The sequence below is a fragment of the Nocardiopsis sediminis genome, from assembly GCF_042650565.1.
GTDB classification, from domain to species: domain Bacteria; phylum Actinomycetota; class Actinomycetes; order Streptosporangiales; family Streptosporangiaceae; genus Nocardiopsis_B; species Nocardiopsis_B sediminis.
Map to the genome: position 1 here is coordinate 707,677 of NZ_JBHSBH010000015.1, position 18,425 is coordinate 726,101.

Sequence of the window (18,425 nt, forward strand, 5' to 3'; positions counted from 1 at the left end):
GACCGGAACGTCCGGCACCCTGGCCGGCGACGAGGTGGGCGGGGCCGCTCCCGTCGGCGCGAGGCGGGACCTCGGTACCCGGAGGTCGCGTCCTCCGCCCCTGGCGGGTGGGTACCGCACGCCGCTTACGTGGAGTGATGGGACGGGGCGCGGCCCCGTCGCGACCGGCGACGGCGGGACAGCGGGGACGCCCGCGGCGCACCGCCGCGGAAAGGAGTGTCCGCCATGGGCTTCCCGGACGCAGGCCCCCCTGCACCGGCCGTGTTCCGCGACGCGCTGCGCGCCGGAGAGCAGGCTCCGTCCGTCCACAACACGCGCCCGTGGGTGTTCAGCGGCGGAGACGGCAGCATCACGGTCAGCGGCGACGTCGACCGCGGCCTCCACGTCGCCGACCCGGGCGCGCGGGAACTCGTCATCAGCTGCGGTGCGGCGCTGTACAACATCCGGGTCGCGCTCCGGGCGGCGGGCACGGTCCCCGAGGTCACCGAGCTCCCCGACCCCGATCGGCCCGCGCTCCTGGCGGAGGTGACGGCCGCGGGGACCGCCGAGCCCAGCGATGCCGAGCTGTCGCTGTACGCGGCGATCGACGAGCGGCGGACGCACCGCGGCCCGTTCGAATCGAGCCTCGACGACACCCGCATCCTCGCCGACCTCCGGGCGGCCGCGGCGGCGGAGTCCGCCGGGCTGCGGCTGATCACCGACGACCTGCTGATCCGCTCACTGGCCGGCCTGGTGAACGCGTCGGAGTACCTGCACCGCCGCGAACTGGACCACGCCGAGGAGCTGCACCACTGGGTCCGCGTCCCGGGCAGCCGCCTGCCGGGCGGCGTCGCCGCCGACGACATCCCCGCTGAGGAGTCCGCCGGCGAACCGCTCTTCGCCGGCCGCGACTTCGGCGCCGACGTGCAGGGGCGGCGCGAGGCCAGCGGGACGGCGACCGGGACGGTCGCGATCCTCGAAACGCCGGCCGACACGCGCTCGGACCGGCTCGCCGCCGGGCAGGCGCTGGAGCGGGTCCTGCTGGCCGCCACGGCCAACGGGGCGTCGGCGGCGTTCCACACCCAGCCCCTGGAGGAGCCCCGGCTGCGATCGTTCATCGCCGAGCACTTCTGCGAGGGCGCGCATCCGCAGATGATCATGCGCGTCGGGTACGCCTAGCGCCGCGTGCGCTCCGGCGCGCGCCCTCCGCACGCCGCGCGGCGGCCGGCCGGGCCGCCCCGTCCGCGGCCGCGGCCCGATGTCAAGACCCCGTATGGATCGAGGTGGCTTCCGCGCCATCCGGGATCCGCGGCGTACAAATGCGTCATGAGTGCGATACACGTGGTCGACCTGGCCGAAATCGACGCCGGCATGATCGGCCTGGTCGGCGGCAAGGCCGCCGGGCTGGGCGAGATGGTGCGGGCCGGCGAGCGCGTGCCGCCCGGGTTCTGCCTGACCACCGAGGCCTACCGCGAGGGCGAGGTCCCCGAACGGGAACTCGCGCAGGCCTATGACCTCCTGGGCGGCGGCCGGGTCGCGGTGCGCTCCAGCGCCACCGCCGAGGACCTGCCCGACGCCAGCTTCGCCGGGCAGCAGGACACCGTGCTCGGCGTCGAGGGCATGGCGGAGCTGGTGGCCGCGGTGCGGCAGTGCTGGGAATCGCTGGACTCCGAGCGCGCCGTCGCCTACCGGAGCGCGCAGGGGATCGACCGCGCCGAGGCGTACATGGCGGTCGTGGTGCAGCGCATGGTCGAGGCGGAGACCGCCGGGGTGCTGTTCACCGCCGACCCGCTCAGCGGCAGCCGGTCGGTCATGGTCGCCGACGCCGTGCGCGGGCTGGGCACGGCCGTGGTCGACGGCAGCGCCGTGCCCGACCACTACTCCATGGGCCCCGACGGGGTGGACGGCCCCGGCGACGGGTGCCTGACCCGAGGGCAGGTCGCCGAGCTGCGCGCCGCGGGCGAGCGCCTGCAACGGCACTTCGGCTCCCCCCAGGACGCCGAGTGGGCCTACGACGCCCACGGGGTGCTGTGGCTGCTCCAGTCCCGGCCGGTCACCACCCTGTTCCCGCTGCCCGACGACGGCCACCTGCCCCGGCCCCGCGCCTACATGGAGGTCGGCCACATGCAGGGGCTGCTGCGCCCGCTCACCCCCATGGGCGTCTCCATGATGGGGCTGGTCACGGACCGGTGGATGGGCGACTACTTCACCAGCCACGGCCCGGGCGGGGTCGCCTCCCCGTTCATGGTCGGCATCGGCGGGCGCCTCTACCTCGACCTCACCGACCTCCTGCGCAGCACGGCGACCCGGTCGCGCATGGCGGCAGGGCTGGAGGTCTACAGTCCCCGGGTGAAACAGGCCGTGGAACTCCTGCTGACGGACCCGCGCTTCCCCCCGCGGCGGGGACTGCCGTTCAGCGCCGGGCCGATGGCGGGGCTGGCGCTGAGGTGGGCCCCGTCGGCGCTCGCCGGGGTCGCCCGCGCGATCGCGCGGCCCGCGCCCGCCCGCGAGAGGGCGTTCGCCGGTGTGCGGCGGCTGCGGGAGGCCTCCGCGTCCTTGGCGCCCTCGGGCGCGGGCGCCGCCGCGCGCCTGCGGTTCGTCGAGGGGGACGGCCTCAAGGACGCGATGTTCCAGGGCATCGGCGCGCTGTTGTGGCCCATGTCCACCGGCATCGTGCTCGGCGTCCTGCCAGCGGCGTTGCTCAAGGGCATCGCCACCCGGGAGGAGGCCGACACGGTCCTGGGCGGCATGCCGCACAACGTGACCACCGAGATGGACCTGAAGCTGTGGCGCATGGCGACCCGGGCCGCCGGGCACCGCGAGCTGTTCTCGGGCACCCCGCCCGAGGAGCTGGTGGAGCGGTACCGCGCCGGGGAGCTGCCCGACATCGGCATGGCGGCGTTCCTGGAGGTCTACGGCCACCGGGCGGCGGCCGAGGTCGACATCGGCATGCCGCGGTGGGGCGACGACCCCGCTCCGCTGTTCGCCGCGATCGCCAACTACCTGCGGGTGGACGACCCCGGCCAGGCGCCCGACCTGCGGTTCGCCCGCGCCGCCGAGCGCGCCCAGGCGATGATCACCGAGCTGGACCGGCGGGCGCGCCGGAGCCGGTCGGTCCGCGGCCGCCTGGGGGTGTTCCTCATGCGCCGCTCGCGCGAGCTGACGGGCCTGCGCGAGCTGGCCAAGTTCGCCTGGCTGCTGCCCTTCCACCGGATGCGGCAGCAGCTGGTGCTCATCGGGGAGGAGCTGGCCGCCCGCGGCCTGCTGGAGCGCGCCGACGACGTCATGTTCCTGGAGCTGGCCGAGGTGCACTCGGCGGTCGAGCAGGGCGCCGACCACCGGGGGCCGGTCGCCGAGCGCCGGGCGGTCTACCGGCGCGAGCTGCGCCGTCCGGAGGTGCCCGGGCTGCTGCTGTCGGACGGCACCGACGTGGAGTCGCTGCTGCCGCCCCCGTTGCCGGTGGAGGGCGCGATGGCCGGCCTGCCCGCGGCACCGGGGCGGGCCACGGGCCGGGCGCGGGTGGTGCGCGACCCGGTCGGCGCGCACCTGGAGCCGGGCGAGATCCTGGTGGCCCCCACCACCGACCCGGGGTGGACGCCGCTGTTCATGACCGCGGCGGGCCTGGTCACCGAGACGGGGTCGCCGATCGCGCACGGGCCGACGGTGGCGCGCGAGTACGGCATCCCCGCGGTGATCTGCCTGCGGGACGCCACCCGGCGGATCGCCGACGGCGACCTCATCACGGTCGACGGGACGGCCGGCACGGTCGCGCCGGCCCTGTAACACGGCTGTCATTTTTGTCATTTTGTTGTCATTATAGAAAGTATCTATAATGACCAACAGGTATCCATATAGGTCGCATTTTCCCAGGCATTGAACTTCCACCCCCCGTGGGCCACCATCGATCAACGTGCGCCGCATGATCAGCGATTGACAATTCCACGGAGAAAGCGACCGAATCGCCCGCGACCCCAAAAAGGAAATTCGATTTCCCGCGCCGGCCGAAGCGCCGCACATTCGACACCGTTCATCGCCGGCGACCCTCCAGAGAGGCACGAACTCATGTATCCGCGACCAGGCCGCGTTCTGGCAACCTCCCTCGCGGCGCTCAGCGTGGCGTCCCTCGCCGCGTGCACCGAACCCGAGGGGGGATTCGGCGCCGGCGGCGGGGGCGAAACAGAGATCACGCTGGTCGAACAGCCGTGGGAAGACCTGATGGTCGAGAACGCGATCGCCGGCCGGCTCCTGGAGGAGCTCGGATACACCGTGCGCGTCGAGGAGCTCTCCGTTCCGCTCGGGGCCCAAGCCCTGGCCAGCGGGGACGCCGACGCCTACCTCGGCAACTGGTGGCCGAGCCAGCAGGACGTCTTCACCGATCCGATCGAGGCGGGCGACGTCGAGGTCCTCGGCACGCTCGTCACCGGAACCTCATTCGAACCCGCCGTTCCCCAATACGTCGCCGACGAACTCGACGTGACGTCGCTCGCCGATCTGGCGGACAACGCCGCGGAATTCGACAGCGAATTCCTCGGAATCGAGCCCGGGACGCCGGGCAACCGGAGCATCCAGGACGCCATCGACGACGACGCCTACGGCCTCGGCGACTGGAACCTGCTCGAATCGAGCACCCCGGCGATGCTCGCCGAGGTCCAGCAGCGGGTCGACAACGAGGAGCCGGTCGTCTTCCTCGCCTGGGAGCCGCACTGGATGAACGTCGAGTGGGACCTCGTCTACCTCGACGACCCCGAGGATGCCTGGCCGGGCGCGGGCGAGATCCGGGTCGCCACCCGGGAGGGCTTCGAGACCGACAACCCGAACGTGGCGCGGCTGCTGTCCCAGATGGAGGTCGACCCCGCCACCGCCTCCGACTGGGTCCACGAGGTGAGCCAGGAGGACACGGCCGCACAGGACGTCGCCGATACCTGGATCGCCGACAACCCCGACGTCGTCGCCGCGTGGCTCGAGGGCGTCGAGACCGTGGACGGCGAGCCGGCGGAGGCCCCCCGTGATTGAGGCCCGGAATCTCACGAAGGTCTTCGACCTCTCCCCGGCGCGGGCGCAGCGCGCCCTCGATGCCGCGGACGACCGCGCCGCAGCGGTGCGGGCGGCCGGCGGGGTCCTCGCCGTCGACGACGTGTCCTTCTCGGTGGAGCGCGGCGAGCTCTTCGTGATCATGGGCCTGTCCGGTTCGGGGAAGTCCACGGTCATCCGGATGATCAACCGCCTGGTGGCGCCCACGGCCGGGAACGTCGCCTACGACGGGGCCGACGTCGGCGCCATGACCACCCGGCAGCTGCGCGAGCTGCGCAACCGGCGCGTCGGCATGGTCTTCCAGCACTTCGCGCTCTTCCCGCACCGCACTGTCCGGGACAACGCCGCCTACGGGCTGAAGGCGCGCGGCGTGCCCAAGCGGGAGCGGCTGGCGCGCGCCGACCGCGCCTTGGAACAGGTGGGGCTCGCCCAGCGGGGCGACGCCTACCCCGGCGAGTTCAGCGGGGGGATGCAGCAGCGCGTCGGGCTCGCCCGCGCCCTGACGACCGACCCCGACGTCCTCATCATGGACGAGCCGTTCAGCGCGCTGGACCCGCTCACCCGCCGCTCGATGCAGGACCAGCTGCTCGAACTGCAACGGGAGTTCCGCAAGACCATCATCTTCGTCACGCACGACCTCAACGAGGCCATGCGCATCGGCGACCGGATCATGGTCATGCGCAACGGCCGGATCGTCCAGCTCGGCACCGGGCCCGAGATCATCTCGGAGCCGGCCGACGACTACGTGCGCGACTTCGTCTCCGACGTCGACCGGACGCGCGTCCTCACGGCGGCAACGGTCATGGAGCCCGCGTGGGTCACCGCCGCCCTCGACGAGGACCCGGCGCCGGTCCTGGCCCGGCTGGAGGACTCGCTCGGCCGCGGCGTCTACGTGACCGCCCCCGACGGCACGATCGCCGGCGTGGCCACCTCGGGTCCGCTGTCCGCGGCGGTCGCCGAGCGCCGCACCGGGCTGGCGGACTGCCTCGGCGGCGACTACGCGGCGGTCCCCGACGACACCCCCCTCGTCGGGTTCTGCCATCTCGCGGGCCGGCACGCGGTCCCGCTCGCGGTCGTCGACCGCGGCAAGCGCCTGGTCGGCGTCGTGCCCCGGACCCGCGTCCTGGACGCCATCGCCTCTGCCCCCGAGGACGTGAACGCGCATGCCTAGGTTCCCTGTCGGCGCGGCCATCGAATCCGGGTTGCAGTGGCTGGTGGACAACGTCGGCGGCTTCTTCGACGCCGTCGCCGCGGTGCTGCTGTTCGCCGTCAACACCGTCTACACGGCGCTGGCCTCGCTGCTGCCGTTCGCGCTGATCGCGGTCCTCGCCGTGGTCGCCTTCGCGGCGGCCCGCAGCATCGGCCTGACCGTGTTCACCGTGCTCGCGTTCCTCCTGGTCGACGGCATGGGACTGTGGACGGAGACGCTGGAGACCCTCGCGGTCGTCATCATCGCCGCGCTCCTGTCGATCGCCACCGGGGTCCCGATCGGGATCCTGGCCGCCAACAGCCCGCGGGTGAGCTTCTACGTCCGGCCCGTCCTGGACTTCATGCAGACCCTGCCGGTGTTCGTCTACCTCGTGCCCTCGGTGTTCTTCTTCGGCATCGGGGTCGTCCCGGGCATCGTCGCCACGACGGTGTTCGCCATCCCCCCGGCGGTGCGCCTCACCGAGCTCGGCATCCGCCAGGTCGACGCCGAGATCGTGGAGGCGGCGCGGGCGTTCGGGCCGCGCCGGGGGCAGGTGCTCCGCGAGGTCCAGCTCCCGCTGGCGCTGCCGTCCATCATGACCGGCGTCAACCAGGTGATCATGCTCGCGCTGTCGATGGTGGTCGTCGCCGGCATGGTCGGGGCCGAAGGGCTGGGCGGCGTCGTTGTGAGCGGCGTGACGCGGTTCGACATCGGCGTCGCGTTCGAGGGCGGCCTCGCCGTGGTCGTCCTCGCGATCTTCCTCGACCGGGTCACGGGGGCGCTGGGCCGGTCGCGGGCACCGGGCCGGCGCGCGGCATCGGGCGCGCGCCTCCAGAAGGGAGGACGTCGATGACCGACCCGCACGTCAACCGGCACGACCTGCCGATCGCCGACCCGCCGCGTCAGCCGGCCACATCGATCGACGTGCGGGACCAGGACCCGCCCCACACCCCTCCCGAACCGCTGCGGCCGCCGCAGGGCGCGCCCAACGTCGTGCTGGTCCTCCTCGACGACATGGGCTTCGGCGCGCCCAGCACGTTCGGCGGCCCGTGCGAGATGCCCGCCGCCGACCGGCTGGCCGAGGGCGGCCTCCGCTACACGCGCTTCCACGTCACCTCGCTGTGCTCGCCCACCCGGCAGTCCCTGCTCACCGGCCGCAACCACCACTCGGTGGGCATGGGCGTCACAACGGAGATGGCGAGCGCGGCGCCCGGGTACAACGGCATCCGGCCGCGCAGCGCCGCGACCCTGGCGCAGATCCTGCGCGCCAACGGCTACAGCACGGCCGCGTTCGGCAAGTGGCACCAGACCCCCGCGCGCGACGTCAGCCCGGCCGGCCCCTTCGACCGCTGGCCCACCGGCGACGGCTTCGAGAAGTTCTACGGCTTCCTGTGCGCCGAGATGAACCACTGGTACCCGGTGCTGTTCGACGGGACCACCCCGGTCGAGCCGGAGCGGCGGCCCGAGGACGGCTACCACCTCTCCGAGGACCTCGTCGACCAGGCGATCACCTGGCTGACCACGCAACGGAGCCTCAAGCCCGACACCCCCTTCTTCCTCTACCTGCCGTTCGGCGCCACGCACGCGCCCTACCACGTGCCCCGGGAATACCGGGACAAGTACCGGGGGCGGTTCGACCACGGGTGGGACCGCCAGCGGGAGATCACCCTGCGGCGGCAGCGGGAGCTCGGCGTCGTCCCCGACGACGCCGAACTCGCCCCGTGGGCCGACGGCGTACCGCACTGGGACGAGCTGTCCGAGGCCGAGCGGCGGGCGGCGGCCTCGCTGATGGAGCTCTACGCCGGGTTCGCCGAGCACACCGACGTCCAGGTCGGGCGCCTGGTCGACGCCCTGAGCGAGGCCGACGCGCTGGAGGACACGCTGTTCGTCTACGTCCTCGGGGACAACGGGGCGTCGGGGGAGGGCGGCCTGGGCGGAACCCTCAACGAGCACCGCTTCGCCAGCGGCATCCCCGATTCCGCCGAGTTCATCAACGCCCACGCCGACGCGCTCGGCGACGCCACCACCCACGCCCACTACCCGGTCGGGTGGGCCCTCGCGATGAACACGCCCTACCCTTGGACCAAGCAGGTCGCCTCGCATCTCGGGGGGACGCGCGACGGCATGGTGGTGCACTGGCCCAAGGGGATCGCCGAGCGCGGCGGGATCCGCCACCAGTTCCACCACGTGATCGACGTGCTGCCGACGATCCTCGAAGCGGCGGGCATCCCCGCGCCCGCCACGGTGGACGGCGTCCCCCAGCAGGCCATCGAGGGCACCAGCATGCTCTACAGCTTCAACGACGTCGCGGCGCCCGACCGCCGGCGCCTCCAGTACTTCGAGATGGTCGGCAACCGGGGCATCTACCACGACGGCTGGCTGGCGGTCACCCGGCACGGCACCCCGTGGGAGATGGTGCAGACCGGGCGCCGCTACTTCGACGACGACGTGTGGGAGCTCTACGACACCAGCGTCGACTGGACCCAGGCGCGCGACGTCGCCGCCGAGCACCCGGGCCGGCTGCACCGGCTCCAGCAGCTGTTCCTCACCGAGGCCGCCCGGTACAACGTGTTCCCCCTGGACGACCGGATGACCGAACGGGAGAACCCGAAGGAGGCGGGCCGGCGCGACCTGTTCGGCGACCGCCCCACGGTCACGTTCCACGGCCCCGGGCTGCGGCTCACCGAGGAGACCGCGCCCAACGTGAAGAACCGCTCGCACACCATCACCGCGAGCATCGACGTGCCCGCGGGAGGCGGCGAAGGCGTGCTCGTCGCGCAGGGCGGGCGCTTCGGCGGCTGGTCGCTGTACGTGCACGAGGGGCGGCCGGCCTACGCCTACAACTACTTCGGCCTGCGCGTGCACAAGGTCTCAGGCGGTGCGCCCCTGCCGGCCGGGCCGCACGAGGTGCGGCTGGAGTTCGGCTACGACGGCGGGGGCGTCGGCAAGGGCGGGACGGCCACGCTGCTGGTCGACGGGGAGGCGGTGGCCGACGGCCGCGTGGACGCCACCATCCCCTACTACTTCGCGTTCGACGAGACCTTCGACATCGGAGTCGACCGCGCCACGCCGGTGACCGACGACTACCCCACCGCCGACAACGCGTTCACCGGGCGGCTGCACCGGGTCCGCCTCGACCTCGCCGACGACCTGTGCAGCGACGTCCACAGTGAGAACGAGCGCGAGCAGTTCCGGGCCGCCCATGACTGAGGACCACCGGGGCGGCGGATGCTGCGCCCCGTCGGCGGGCCCGCGGGGCGCGGCCACCCGGGCGGTTTTCACAGGCGCGGACATCCGGGTGGCCGCCGTCGCCGGCGCGGGCGGGAACGGCGGTGGCGCGGTCGCGGGCGGCAACGGCGGCGGAGCGGGCGTCGGCCGCGGTGAGGACGCGAACGGCAGGGAAGCGGCTGGCGGCACCGGGGGCCTCGTCCCGCTCCCCGGCGGCGACTTCCTCATGGGCGGCGACGACGCCCGCGCCTACCCGGAGGACGGCGAGGGGCCGGTCCGGCGGGTCGGGGTCGCCCCGTTCCGGATCAGCCCGACCGCGGTGACCAACGCGGAGTTCGCCGCGTTCGCCGACGCAACGGGGTACCGGACCGACGCCGAGCGGTACGGGTGGTCGTTCGTCTTCGCCGGGCTGCTCCCCGACGACTTCCCGCCCACGCGGGGCGTGGCGGCGGCGCCCTGGTGGCGCCAGGTCGAGGGCGCGAGCTGGCGCCGCCCCGCGGGTCCGGGGTCGGGCCTGGACGGCCTCGCCGACCACCCCGTGGTCCACGTGTCCTGGAACGACGCCGGGGCGTACTGCGCCTGGGCGGGGCTGCGGCTGCCCACGGAGGCCGAATGGGAGTTCGCGGCGCGCGGCGGGCTCACGGGGTGCGCCTACCCGTGGGGCGACGAGCGCGAGCCCGGCGGGGAGCACCGGATGAACGTGTGGCAGGGGACGTTCCCCGGGGAGAACACCCGCGACGACGGCTGGTACGGCACCTGTCCGGCCGGGGCGTTCCCGCCCAACGGCTTCGGGCTGCACAACATGACCGGCAACGTTTGGGAGTGGTGCCACGACCCGTTCACCACGGGCGTGCCCGCCACCGACCCGCGCCGCAGCGCACGGGGCGGCTCCTACCTGTGCCACGACTCCTACTGCCGCCGCTACCGCGTCAGCGCACGCCAGGGCATCGCCCCCGATTCGTCGATGGGCAACACCGGCTTCCGCTGCGCCCGCGACGCTTAGGGGTCGCTCGGCGTCCTGGTTCCGGTGACTCCTGGGGCAGTCCGGGGTCCGGGCCCCGGTAACGCCTAGGGCCGTACGGGGTCCGGGTCCGGGTCCGGGCCGGACACCTCCTCCTGGTCGTCGCCGCCGTGGGGCCAGGCCCGCACGAGGTCGACGAACGCCTGGGCGGCCGGTGAGAGCACATCGGGCGGCCAGACCAGGACGCCGCGGCGGGTCAGGGGCGGGTTGAGGGGGACGACGACCGCCCCGAGCCGTCCCGCCTCCCAGGCGAGCCTGCGCGGCAGCAGCGCCGCCCCGGCGCCGCCGAGCACCAGCGAGACGATCGCCGCACGGTGGGTGGTCTCGACGGCGATCCGCGGAGACGCCCCGGCGAGGGTCAGCGCGCTCTCGAGCGCGGTCCTGGTGGTGCTGCCGCTGGGGGTGGTGACGAAATCGAGGTCGGCGAGCTCCTCCGGCCCGAGCGGGTCGCCGGGGGCGTCGGCGGTGGGCGGCAGCACGGCCAGGACGTCCTGTTCGGGCAGGTCGAGCCGGTGCATCCCGGCCGCGGGGGTGCCGTGCTCGGTGAGCCCCACCTCGCACTGGCCCTGCCGGACGACGTCGACGACCGCGGCGGCGCTCTCCGGGTCGATGATGTTGAACGTCACCCCGGGGTGCCGGCGCCGGAAGGCGCCGACGAACGACGCGAGCGGGTCGACGGCCAGGGTGGTGACCGCGACGATGTCTATCCGGCCCGAGACGAGCCCGGTCACCTGCCGGGCCGCGGTCCGCACCAGCGCGAAGTCGTCGATCACCCGCCGGGCCGGCGCGAGCAGCGCCTCGCCCAGCGGCGTCAGCACCGCCCCGCGGCCGACCCGCCGGAACAGCGGCGACCCCACCTCCCGTTCCAGGACGTTGATGGCGTAGGAGAGCGACGGCTGCGCGATCCGCAGGGAACTCGCGGCGCTGGTGAAGCTTCCGTGGCTCGCGATCGCGAGAAAGTACTCGAGATGCTTTCGCTCCACATGCACGTCCTAGGTCGGGGGCGGGGACAGCGCCCGTCACCGCCCACCGACAGCGGGCGCACGCGGAGCGCGCTCCGCGTCGGCCGGCGGCCTGCTACAGACGCTTTGTAGCAGGGTACGCGGCATGACCCGCGGGGCGGCCGCCCGCACCCGCCGCCCCCGGCCCCGGCCGGGCGGTCGCGGAGGCGGTCTCCGGCCGGCGCGCGGGGCGGCTCGGGGGCGTTGCTCACGGATGCATGCGGGCACCCTTGAGGACCTTGTCCACTGCGTTGCGCGGGCCGAAGACCGATATCCCCACCAGGTCGAGCCGGCCGGTGCCGACCGCACGGACGGCCGCGCGGTTGTCGCGGTCGTTGCCGGTGGCGAACAGGTCCGAGGTGAACACGGCCATCCGCAGCGACCGGGAGACCGCGCGGGTGTGGGCGGCGGTCAGCGTCTCCTTCGCGGCCTCGAAGACCAGGACGGGCTGGCGGAACATCGGCAGGTACTCGGTGTCGTCGGCATCGACGTAGGGCTCGCCGATCACCTCCGGCGCCGCTGTGCCGAGCCCGCTGGCCAGGAAGGCGGTCACGTTCAGCCGCTGCCAGGTCTCGAGGTCGTCGCGCAGCACGATGGCGATCTTGGTGTCGAAGCGGACGGGCCCGCTCTGGTCACCTGCGCCGGTCGGGGCCGCGGTTTCGTCGTCGGTTCGCATACCCTGATCGTGCAGGTCACACGCCGTCCCCGTCTTGTACGTTCTTTGCATCATGCCTCAGCAGGAGATCTCCGTCTGGCGCCCGCGGGTCGCGGGGGTCGTCGAGGTGTTGCACGCGCACTTCACCGCGCACGCCTACCCCATGCACGTCCACGACGCCTGGACCCTGTTGATCGTGGACGACGGCGCGGTCCGCTATGACCTGGACCGCCACGAGCACGGCACACCGACGGACACCGTGAGCCTGCTCCCGCCGCAGGTCCCGCACAACGGCTCGGCCGCCACCTCCGGCGGCTTCCGCAAGCGCGTCCTCTACCTCGACACGACGTACTTGGACGAGCGCTTCATCGGGCCGGCGGTGGACCGCCCGGACCTCGCCGACCCGCTTCTGCGCCGGCGGATCGGGCGGCTGCACACCGTTCTCGCGGCCCGGGGCGAGGAGCTGGAGGCGGAGAGCCGGCTGGCCCTCATCGGCGAGCGGCTGCGCACGCACCTGCGCCCGGGCCCGGACTCCGGCGGCGCGGTGCCCGATCGCGGCATCGCGGGCAGCCTGCGCGACCTCCTCGATGCGCGGCTGGTCGACGGCGTCACCCTGAACGAGGCCGCGCGCTCGCTGCACGCCCACCCCGCGCACCTCGTGCGCGCCTTCAGCAGCGCTTTCGGCATCGCCCCGCACCGGTACGTGGTCTCCCGCCGGGTCGACCTCGCCCGCCGGCTCCTGCTCGACGGGGCTCCGCCGCGCGAGGTGGCGGCCGCCGCCGGATTCCACGACCAGCCGCACCTCACCCGGCACTTCAAGCGGATCATGGGTACGACGCCGGGCCTGTACGCCAGAGCCGGCGGCTGAGCGCGGGCCGCCCCGCCGAGGCGGGCCCGTTCGCCGCCGGGGCGGGCCCGGCTCCGCACGGTGCCGCGCCGACCCGGTCCGCTGCACGGCGACGGCCGGCACCCCTGCGGAGGTCAGTCGGCGATGCCGGACACGGCGATCACCTTGTCGACGTCGGCGCGGACGAGGAGTGCGCCTTCGCCTGCGTTGCGGGCGGCGTACTCCTCTGCCCGGTCCTCGCCCATGTAACGGGCGCCGAGCCGTCCGGCCCAGTGCCGGATCTCCGCCGGATCCTCGGAGATCTCGGCGTTTCCCTGGAGGATGACGAAGGAGTAGGGCGGCCGGTCGTCGTCCACGCAGAGGGCGAACCGCCCGTCGCGTGCCAGACTGCGTCCCTTGACGCTCTCCCTGGCCGTGTTGAACACCACGTCGTCACCGTCGAGCAGGAACCAGACGGGCGTCACGTGCGGGCCGCCGTCGGCCCGGACCGTCGACAGCTTTCCGGTGCGCGTCCCCTGGGAGACGAAGGCGCGCCACTCCTCGTCGGTCATCTCCTGCATGCGTCCACCTTCCGTGCGGGTCCTTCCGTGCCGGTCCCCGGCCGGCCGCGGGCGACCGCGGGCGACCGCGGGCGGGCTCCGCGTGTCGTCGCGGCCGCCTGAACCGTGCCGTCGTCTGCGGCCGACTCTACGGGCGAGCGCGTGCGGTGCACGGGCGATTCACGACGTGTCGCCGCGGTCGCCCTCCTTGACAGCGGCGCCCATCCGGGGAAGCGTATCCAGGGAAGCGTGGGAGCGCTCCCAGTACCGATGTCCAGGAGGTTCGATGAAGAACACCACCGCCATCGCCGTGGCGGGAGCCCTGACGGCCGGACTCATGGCGGCGGCCTCACCGCCGGCGTCCGCCGCGCCGGCCGACGGGGCGACCGGTGCCCTGACCCAGGTGCACACCGCGGGCCGGGTCCAGGCGGACGGGGACGCCGTGCGCTACAGCTGGCCCGGCGTGTACTTCGAGGGCCGCTTCCGCGGCACCGGGGTCGGGATCGTCCTCGACGACCCCGCCGCCGACTACGACGTCCACGTGGACGGCGAGGCCGCCACGACCCTGGTGACCCCCGCCCCGGACACCCACTGGGTCGACGGGCTCCCCGACGGCGAGCACACCCTCCGGGTGGTCAAGCGCAGCGAGAGCCCGTGGGCCACGAGTACGTTCGGCGGGCTGGTCGCCGCGCCCGGCGGGGAGATCCTCGACGCCCCCGCCGCCCGGGAGCGGCAGATCGAGTTCATCGGCGACTCCTACACCGCCGGGTACGGCAACCTCTCCGGCACCCGCGACTGCACGAACGACGAGGTCAACCGGACCACCAACGCCGACCTCGGCTTCGGCGCCCTCACGGCCCGGGGGCTGGACGCCGACTACCAGATCAACGCCTACTCCGGCCTCGGCATGGTGCGCAACTACAACGGCGACCGGCCCGGGGTCGACTACCGGACCTTCGCCGACCGCGCCCTGCTCGGCGTCGAGGGCGACGTCTGGCAGCGCCCGGCCGGCTGGCGGCCCCAGCTCGTCGTGGTCGGCCTGGGCATCAACGACTTCTCCACCGCCGTCGACCCCGGCGAGCCCTGGACCCCGGACGGCCTCGTCACCGCCTACGAAGACGCCTACCACGGCTTCCTCGACCGGCTCCGCGAGCAGTACGGCCCCGGCGCGGTCATCGTGGTCAGCGCGACCTACCTGGCCAACACCACCGCGTTCGCCGAGATCGCGCAGGGGATCGTCACCGAACGCAACGACGCGGGCGACGACCGCGTCCGCTACTGGTACTACGACGACGCCGGCCTGGACTACCTCGGCTGCCACTGGCACCCGTCGGCGCAGGACCACCGGCTCATCGCCGACCGCCTCGGCGAGTTCATCGCCACCCTCCCACTGGAGTGGTGACCGCACCGCAGTATTGACGCGCCCACAGCGCGCTCCTAATGTGGTAAGCGCTTTCAATGGTAAGCGCTTTCCGACTCTCTCCGAGAGCCGACTCCCTGCCTGCCCCACACAGGTACCCCCTGGAGAAGGAGAAGCACCCCATGAGCACCCCATCCCCCCTGCCCTTACTGGCGTCGGCCGCCCTGGCGCTCGGCACCCTCGTGGCGCTGCCCGCCGCGGCCACCGCCGCGCCCGCCCCCGGCGCGGAATCGGGCGCCGCCCCGGCGTCGGCGGAGGCCGAGCTGTACGCGGCGCCCGACGGCAGCGACGACGCGGCCGGCACGGAGGCGGACCCGACGACGCTGACCTCGGCGATCGACCGCATCGACCCCGGCGGGACCATCCACCTGCGCGGCGGGACCTACGGCTACGCCGAGACGGTCACCATCCCGCCGGGCAACAACGGCACCTCGGGCGACCGCACGGAGCTGTCCGCCTACCCGGGCGAGACCCCCGTGCTGGACTTCTCCGCCCAGAGCGAGGACCCGGCGAACCGCGGGCTCGCGGTCAACGGGGCGTTCTGGCACATCTCCGGCATCGTCGTCGAACACGCCGGGGACAACGGGATCTTCGTCGGCGGCAGCGACAACATCATCGAGCGCTCCGTCACCCGCTTCAACCGGGACTCGGGGTTGCAGATCTCGCGGATCGCCTCCGACACCCCCGATGACGAGTGGCCGGCGAACAACCTGATCCTGAGCGTGGAGTCGCACGACAACGCCGACTCCGACGGCGAGGACGCCGACGGCTTCGCCGCGAAGCTCACCTCCGGCTCCGGCAACGTCTTCCGCTACGCCGTGTCCCACAACAACATCGACGACGGCTGGGACCTCTACACCAAGACCGACACCGGCCCCATCGGCGCGGTGACGGTCGAGGACTCCCTCGCCTACGGCAACGGCACCCTCAGCGACGGCTCCCAGGCCGGCAACGGCGACCGCAACGGCTACAAGCTCGGCGGCGAGGGCATCGGGGTCGACCACGTCATCCGCGGCAACATCGCCTACGACAACGGCAAGCACGGGTTCACCTACAACCGCAACGTCGGCTCGATGACGATCTCGGACAACGTGAGCATCGGCAACGAGGAGCGCAACTTCAACTTCGACGGCGGAACGTCGGTGTTCCGGGACAACACCTCGTGCGACAGCGGGTCCAACGACCGGATCATCGGCAACGCCGACGGCTCCAACCAGTTCTGGTCCGGCTCGAACGGCTCACGGTGCTCGTCCTACGCCGGCGGCCTGGACTGGTCCTTCGCCGACGACGGCAGCCTCGTCGTGACCTTCGGCGGCGGCCTGGTGAGGCCGTAGCCGGCACCATCGCCCGGTGGGCCGGGGTGCCGAGCGACCCCCGCCCCACCGGGACCACGTACCGTCGCAGCCCTGCCTCAGCCGAAACCGCCGCCCGGTGCCGCACCTGCCTCCCACATACCGCCCCGGTGCCTTTTCTGGGAACATCAGGACCGATCGGGCAAGGACCTTCGGGCGGAGGAGTGTGCCGTGGCGACCCCCCTACGTGATGGCGACCCCGGCCGGATCGGCCCCTACCGGCTGGAGGCGCGGCTGGGCGGGGGCGGGATGGGACAGGTGTTCCTGGGCCGCTCCCCGGGCGGGCGCGCGGTCGCGGTCAAGGTGATCCGCCCGGAACTGGCCGAGGACGCCGGGTTCCGGCACCGCTTCGCGCAGGAGGTCGCGGCCGCCCGCGAGGTCGGCGGGTTCTACACCGCCCAGGTCGTCGGCGCCGACACCGAAGCCGAGCGGCCGTGGCTGGCCACCGCCTACATCCCCGGCCTCGCCCTGCACCAGGCCGTGGAGGAGCACGGGCCGCTGCCGGCCGAATCGGTGGCCGGGCTGGGTGCGGGGCTGGCCGAAGGGCTGGCCCATGCCGTGGCCTACCGGGTCGTGCACGAGCCCCCCGACCTGTCCGGCCTGCCCGCCTCCCTGGTCGAGGTGGTCACGGCGTGCCTGGCCAAGGACGCGCATGCCCGGCCGGGGGTCGGCGAGGTGATCGACCGGCTGGCCCTTCCCCAACCGGCCGCCGTCCGATGGCTGCCCGACGACATCACCTCCGTGATCTCCCTGCACCGCACGGCGGTCCTCGGCCCGGAGCCCCCCGCTCCCGCTCCCACCTCCGAGCCCGCTGCCGAGCCCGCGGCGTCGACGGACGCCGTGGACGAGGAGCGGCTCACCGAGAGTGTCGGACCCGTTGTAGGGGCCATCGTCATCGGCGCGGTCCTGGTCGTGGGATTCGCGGTGAGCCGGAACCTGGTAGGCCCCACTTCGCCCTGTGAGGACGCTTTGCAGGCCATGGGAGAGTTCGAAGAAGCTCACCCACGATTCTTCACCGACGAAGCGGCCAACAACGACCCCGCGGCGCAGTCCGCCGCCGACCGGCTGGCCCAGGAGATCGCCACGGCCGCCGAGGAAGAGGACAACTGGAACGTCAGCAACGCCCTGTACGAATACGCGAGCGTGGTCGGCAACCCGGCCAATAACGCCACCCGGAACGCCCACCGCGCCGAACTCACCTCCGCCTGCGTCGACATGGGCGACATGGGCTGAACGCGACGGCCCAGTGGCCACGCAGCCGCGGCCCAGGGCCGCGCCTCCCCCGCTACAACGGCGACGCCGGAACCGGCGAGCCCCCGGCCCGTCGGCCGTCAGCGCTCGTCCGTGACGGGGGCCTGCCAGAGGCCGACGATCGCGTCGATGAGGCTCGTCGCGGTGTCGTCCCAGGTGCGGCGGGTGGTGGGGCGGCCATCGGCGAGGGCGCGTTCGCGGTCGGCGCTCACCTGGGCGATCAGGTGGCGTGCCATGGTGCCGCGTTCGGCGCGGACCTCGGGCGGCAGGTGGGGCAGGCACCGGTGCAGGGACTCCCCCAGGCTCCCCAGGGAGGCGGAGGTGGCGAGGGACTCCTCGGTCACGATCTCCTGGAGCGCGGGGTCCGCCGTCGTCTGGGCGATGAACCGTGCGTACCAGGTGGGGCTGCCCAGCTCCTCCAGGTGCCCGGTGACCGGGCGGACGAGGCAGGACACCCAGTCCCGCAGGTCGGTGGAGTCGCCGACCTCGGCGATGAGGCCGGCGCGGATCAGCTCCATCTGCCCGGAGTGCTTGCGGGCGATCGCGCGGACGAGGTCGGCCTTGGTGCCGAAGTGGTAGCCGACCGCCGCGTTGTTGCCCTGCCCGGCGGCCTCGCTGATCTGGCGGTTGGCGACCGCGTGGATCCCGTGTTCGGCGAACAGCCGCTCCGCCGCGGCCAGGAGCGCCTCGCGGGTGGCGCTGACCTGTTCGTCCCGCCGCCTCATCCTGCCTGCCATCACCACCACCGCATCGGGACATCGGGCCGCTCCGCGGCGGCCCGTCCCGATGCCGCCGCGGGCCCCCGCATGATCCGGCGGGGGCGACGACGGAAGCCTACGCAATCGCACGTCGGGAGGTGGACCGCGCCCTGCGGTGGCGGGTCCGCGGGCGGAGGCGTCCCTCCGGGGGCGG

General features: G+C 73.4%; 15 protein-coding genes. 11 read left to right on the forward strand and 4 right to left on the reverse strand.

The window, feature by feature from the left end; all coding sequences use genetic code 11:
• The first annotated feature begins 225 nt into the window (after positions 1-225).
• From ACFOVU_RS25625 to ACFOVU_RS25655, 7 genes are all read left to right on the forward strand, one after another.
• Positions 226-1,158 carry an Acg family FMN-binding oxidoreductase gene (locus ACFOVU_RS25625; RefSeq protein WP_378537686.1) on the forward strand — a complete coding sequence of 311 codons (933 nt, stop codon included), beginning with the start codon at positions 226-228 and terminating at the stop codon, positions 1,156-1,158.
• A 156-nt stretch (positions 1,159-1,314) separates the two neighbouring features.
• Positions 1,315-3,762 (forward strand): PEP/pyruvate-binding domain-containing protein, encoded by a 2,448-nt coding sequence (locus tag ACFOVU_RS25630; protein ID WP_378538220.1) that lies wholly within the window; start codon positions 1,315-1,317, stop codon positions 3,760-3,762.
• Positions 3,763-4,041: 279 nt separating this feature from the next.
• Positions 4,042-4,992 carry an ABC transporter substrate-binding protein gene (locus tag ACFOVU_RS25635; protein ID WP_378537688.1) on the forward strand — a complete coding sequence of 317 codons (951 nt, stop codon included), beginning with the start codon at positions 4,042-4,044 and terminating at the stop codon, positions 4,990-4,992.
• Complete coding sequence (locus tag ACFOVU_RS25640; protein WP_378537690.1) at positions 4,985-6,181, forward strand: quaternary amine ABC transporter ATP-binding protein; 1,197 nt, start codon at positions 4,985-4,987, stop codon at positions 6,179-6,181. The genes ACFOVU_RS25635 and ACFOVU_RS25640 overlap by 8 nt, the downstream gene beginning before the upstream one ends.
• Positions 6,174-7,052 carry an ABC transporter permease gene (locus ACFOVU_RS25645; protein ID WP_378537692.1) on the forward strand — a complete coding sequence of 293 codons (879 nt, stop codon included), beginning with the start codon at positions 6,174-6,176 and terminating at the stop codon, positions 7,050-7,052. The genes ACFOVU_RS25640 and ACFOVU_RS25645 overlap by 8 nt, the downstream gene beginning before the upstream one ends.
• Positions 7,049-9,409, forward strand: coding sequence for an arylsulfatase (locus ACFOVU_RS25650; RefSeq protein WP_378537694.1), 2,361 nt, complete (start codon positions 7,049-7,051; stop codon positions 9,407-9,409). The genes ACFOVU_RS25645 and ACFOVU_RS25650 overlap by 4 nt, the downstream gene beginning before the upstream one ends.
• Positions 9,410-9,497: 88 nt before the next feature.
• A complete protein-coding gene (locus ACFOVU_RS25655; protein WP_378537696.1) occupies positions 9,498-10,430 on the forward strand; it encodes a formylglycine-generating enzyme family protein in 933 nt (310 codons plus the stop codon).
• Positions 10,431-10,495: 65 nt separating this feature from the next.
• On the opposite strand, the gene ACFOVU_RS25660 is transcribed toward ACFOVU_RS25655, so the two are convergent.
• A complete protein-coding gene (locus ACFOVU_RS25660; RefSeq protein ID WP_378537697.1) occupies positions 10,496-11,431 on the reverse strand; it encodes a LysR family transcriptional regulator in 936 nt (311 codons plus the stop codon).
• A 226-nt stretch (positions 11,432-11,657) separates the two neighbouring features.
• Positions 11,658-12,125 (reverse strand): DUF2000 family protein, encoded by a 468-nt coding sequence (locus ACFOVU_RS25665; protein WP_378537698.1) that lies wholly within the window; start codon positions 12,123-12,125, stop codon positions 11,658-11,660.
• A 52-nt stretch (positions 12,126-12,177) separates the two neighbouring features.
• On the opposite strand from ACFOVU_RS25665, the gene ACFOVU_RS25670 reads away from it, so the two are divergent.
• On the forward strand, positions 12,178-12,972 hold the full coding sequence (locus ACFOVU_RS25670) for a helix-turn-helix transcriptional regulator (protein WP_378537699.1): 795 nt from the start codon (positions 12,178-12,180) through the stop codon (positions 12,970-12,972).
• Positions 12,973-13,085: 113 nt separating this feature from the next.
• Here ACFOVU_RS25670 and ACFOVU_RS25675 read toward each other — a convergent pair whose 3' ends face one another.
• The gene (locus ACFOVU_RS25675; RefSeq protein WP_378537700.1) at positions 13,086-13,511 is read right to left on the reverse strand and encodes a PPOX class F420-dependent oxidoreductase; all 426 of its coding nucleotides are present in this window, start codon (positions 13,509-13,511) and stop codon (positions 13,086-13,088) included.
• Positions 13,512-13,776: 265 nt separating this feature from the next.
• On the opposite strand from ACFOVU_RS25675, the gene ACFOVU_RS25680 reads away from it, so the two are divergent.
• From ACFOVU_RS25680 to ACFOVU_RS25690, 3 genes are all read left to right on the forward strand, one after another.
• A complete protein-coding gene (locus ACFOVU_RS25680; RefSeq protein ID WP_378537701.1) occupies positions 13,777-14,892 on the forward strand; it encodes an SGNH/GDSL hydrolase family protein in 1,116 nt (371 codons plus the stop codon).
• A 140-nt stretch (positions 14,893-15,032) separates the two neighbouring features.
• A complete protein-coding gene (locus ACFOVU_RS25685; RefSeq protein ID WP_378537702.1) occupies positions 15,033-16,244 on the forward strand; it encodes a hypothetical protein in 1,212 nt (403 codons plus the stop codon).
• A 189-nt stretch (positions 16,245-16,433) separates the two neighbouring features.
• Entirely contained in the window at positions 16,434-17,495 is a 1,062-nt protein-coding gene (locus ACFOVU_RS25690) for a protein kinase (RefSeq protein WP_378537703.1), read from the forward strand.
• Between the two features lie 98 nt (positions 17,496-17,593).
• Here the strand turns inward: ACFOVU_RS25690 and ACFOVU_RS25695 are convergent, their stop codons facing one another.
• Complete coding sequence (locus ACFOVU_RS25695) at positions 17,594-18,250, reverse strand: TetR/AcrR family transcriptional regulator (protein WP_378537704.1); 657 nt, start codon at positions 18,248-18,250, stop codon at positions 17,594-17,596.
• Positions 18,251-18,425 lie beyond the last annotated feature (175 nt).